Consider the following 3,378-nt stretch of genomic DNA (forward strand, 5'->3'; position numbering starts at 1 on the left):
GCCGGCCCGCGTTGCCGGTCTCGGCGACCGCGGCCGCATCGCTGTGGGTTACAAGGCCGACCTCAACGTCATCGACCACGCGGCACTGCGGATCCACAAGCCGGTGATCACCCACGACCTGCCCGCCGGTGGCCGCCGACTGGATCAGACCGCCGACGGTTACGTCGCCACGATCGTCGCCGGCGAGGTGATCGCCGAGAACGGCGTGCCCACCGACGCGCGGCCCGGCAAGCTGGTCCGTGGCCGCCAGTCGGTGCCCGCCTGAAGTAGCGCGGCCAGTGTGCAGGTTAGTTATCTGTCCGAACTGGCGAAAATCACTCACCTGAGCTGCACAGTCGGCGTGCTAGATCGGGCAACCCGCCTCCCTGAGCTTGCTGCGCACGCGTTCGATGATCACGTCTGGTCTGGACAACATCTCCGCGCTGATCCTGACTACCACCCACCCCATCGTTTCGAGCAGCGCAATGCGGTCGATATCCCACGACCGCTGATACCGGTCAGACCAGTGCTGGATGCCGTCGTACTCGACAGCGACTCGCCACTCCCGCCACCCCATGTCGACTCTGATCCTCGCTGTGCCGAACTCATCGGTGAACTCGATCTGCGTCTGGGGCGGCGGTAGTCCCGCCGCTACCAACAGCAATCGCACCCGACTCTCCTGCGGAGACTCGGCGCCACCGTCAACCAGCTTCAACGCCGATCGCAGCCGTCGAATACCCCGGCTGCCGGGCCTGGCAGCAGCCAGGGATACGACGTCGGCGATCTTGAAGTTCGTGGCGTGCGCCAGCGCATCGAGGACGGGTATCGAACGGTTCACCGACAACGATCGTCCGATGTCGAACGCGGTCCGCTCGGGGGTGGTAATCCGAATCCCGTTACGGACTAACGTTTCTCGGGTGTCCAAGTCGTAAGTACGGACCGCAATCCCCGCCGGGGCGTGTCGATTGGGACGGCACAACTCTGCGGGTTCATCGACGTCCACCCATTTCGTGCCCAGAACGGCCGCCGCGGAAAGACCAGTGAGCGTCGCGTCGCCACCGGACCACAGCCAGGCCGCTCGGGCGCGGGTGAGCGAAGTCAACGTCGCTTGCTTAGACACGTAGACGTTGCGGTAGACGGGCCGGTAATCCCGCTGGAGCCGCCAGGCCGAGATCTCGCCTCGCCGCACGGCCTGCCGCCCGAGAAACGGCCAGTCGTCTGTGTTCATGGGCGAAATCTTCGGTCAATGGCGGTCGGTGCCGCGCGCAATCATGCACAGCGCATCGAGTGTGCAGCTTCTGCCTACGAAAACGGCGCAAAGGCGTAGACAACCTGCACACTCCAGCCCAGAACGAGCTCTAGCCCGCGCTCAGCGCGTCGAAGAGCGCGGCCAACTGATCGGGCGACACGGCGGCGTTGCACCGGCCACGTAGATCGAGCAACGGCTGGGCGATGCCCTTCAACTCCAAGGCCTCGCCGGGGTGGCTGAGAAAGTACCCCCGCACCGACGACTTCGCGTCCGCCGGCGGTTGGTTGACCGCGGCAGTCAGCACGTTATTGGCATCCGGGTGGCCGTCCAGGTATCCGCTTGCCGCGTTCAGCACCCCACTGGAGGTGGCAGCCAGCCCGCTGGCCGAGCACGGATCGGGTGCGGCACCAGCGGTCGGCGCGACGGTGACGAAAAGAGCGCAGCCGGTGATTACTCCAAAGATTGTGCGCCATAACGATTTTCTCACTGCGTCGTCCCTTCGTTCCCTACTGTTCGAATGTTCAGTACATCAGTTACCCACAAATACGAAAAACCCGGCCCCACCTGGGGACCGGGTTTTTCGTTGTCTGACGCGGACTTAGAAGTCCATACCGCCCATGCCACCGGTCGGGTCGCCGGCAGCAGCGGCGGCCTTCTCCGGCTTGTCGGCAACGACGGCCTCGGTGGTCAGGAACAGCGCCGCGATGGACGCCGCGTTCTGCAGCGCCGAACGCGTCACCTTGACCGGGTCGGCCACGCCCGCCTTGAGCAGGTCCTCGTACTCACCGGTCGCGGCGTTGAGCCCAACACCGGGCTTGGAGTTGGCGACCTTCTCGGCGACAACGCCGGGCTCCAGCCCGCCGTTGAAGGCGATCTGCTTCAGCGGAGCCGACAGTGCCACGCGCACGATGTTCGCGCCCGTTGCCTCGTCGCCGGTGAGCTTCAGATCGTCCAGAGCCGGAGCCGACTGCAGCAGAGCCACGCCACCACCGGCGACGATGCCCTCCTCGACGGCGGCCTTGGCGTTGCGCACCGCGTCCTCGATGCGGTGCTTGCGCTCCTTGAGCTCGACCTCGGTCGCGGCGCCGGCCTTGATCACCGCAACACCGCCGGCCAGCTTGGCCAGACGCTCCTGCAGCTTCTCGCGGTCGTAGTCGGAGTCGCTCTTCTCGATCTCGTTGCGGATCTGCGCGACCCGACCGGCGATCTGGTCGGCGTCACCGGCACCGTCGACGATGGTGGTCTCGTCCTTGGTGACCACCACCTTGCGGGCCCGACCCAGCAGCGCCAGGTCGGTGTTCTCCAGCTTCAGGCCGACCTTCTCCGAGATGACCTCACCACCGGTCAGGATGGCCATGTCGGTCAGCATCGCCTCACGACGGTCACCGAAACCGGGGGCCTTCACCGCGACGGACTTGAACGTGCCACGGATCTTGTTCACCACCAGGGTCGCCAGGGCCTCGCCCTCGACGTCCTCAGCGATGATCGCGAGCGGCTTGCCACCCTGCATGACCTTCTCCAGCAGCGGCAGCAGGTCCTTCACGGTGGAGACCTTCGAGGAGATCAGCAGGATGTAGGGGTCCTCCAGCTCGACCTCCATCCGCTCGGCGTCGGTCACGAAGTAGGGCGAGATGTAGCCCTTGTCGAAGCGCATGCCCTCGGTGAGCTCAAGCTCGAGCCCGAAGGTCTGGCTCTCCTCGACGGTGATGACGCCTTCCTTGCCGACCTTGTCCATCGCCTCGGCGATCAGCTCGCCGATGGAGTTGTCGGCCGCGGAAATCGAGGCGGTAGCGGCGATCTGCTCCTTGGTCTCGACCTCCTTGGCGGTCTTGAGCAGCTCCTGCGCGACGGCCTCGACAGCCTTCTCGATGCCCCGCTTGAGCGCCATCGGGTTGGCACCCGCGGCCACGTTGCGCAGACCCTCGCGCACCAGCGCCTGAGCCAGCACAGTGGCCGTGGTGGTGCCATCACCGGCGATGTCGTCGGTCTTCTTGGCAACTTCCTTGACCAGCTCGGCCCCGATCTTCTCCCAGGGGTCCTCGAGCTCGATCTCCTTGGCGATCGACACACCATCGTTGGTGATGGTGGGCGCGCCCCACTTCTTCTCGAGCACGACGTTACGGCCGCGCGGGCCGAGCGTCACCTTGACG

At 65.6% G+C, this 3,378-nt stretch carries 4 protein-coding genes; 1 reads left to right on the forward strand and 3 read right to left on the reverse strand.

Annotation, left to right across the window (positions count from 1 at the left end; translation table 11 throughout):
* A partial coding sequence (locus VGH54_RS16145; RefSeq protein WP_331513072.1) for an amidohydrolase family protein occupies positions 1-265 on the forward strand: 265 nt, incomplete at its 5' end.
* A gap of 78 nt (positions 266-343) precedes the next feature.
* On the opposite strand, the gene VGH54_RS16150 is transcribed toward VGH54_RS16145, so the two are convergent.
* The 3 genes from VGH54_RS16150 to groL form a co-directional block, all read right to left on the reverse strand.
* A complete protein-coding gene (locus VGH54_RS16150) occupies positions 344-1,207 on the reverse strand; it encodes a DUF559 domain-containing protein (protein ID WP_331513074.1) in 864 nt (287 codons plus the stop codon).
* Positions 1,208-1,337: 130 nt separating this feature from the next.
* Entirely contained in the window at positions 1,338-1,715 is a 378-nt protein-coding gene (locus VGH54_RS16155) for a heme-binding protein (protein WP_331513075.1), read from the reverse strand.
* A 111-nt stretch (positions 1,716-1,826) separates the two neighbouring features.
* Positions 1,827-3,378, reverse strand: a 1,552-nt coding sequence (gene groL, locus VGH54_RS16160) for a chaperonin GroEL (protein WP_331513076.1), incomplete at its 5' end; no start/stop codon positions are given.

Source organism: Mycobacterium sp., assembly GCF_036488105.1.
Classification (GTDB): Bacteria; Actinomycetota; Actinomycetes; order Mycobacteriales; family Mycobacteriaceae; genus Mycobacterium.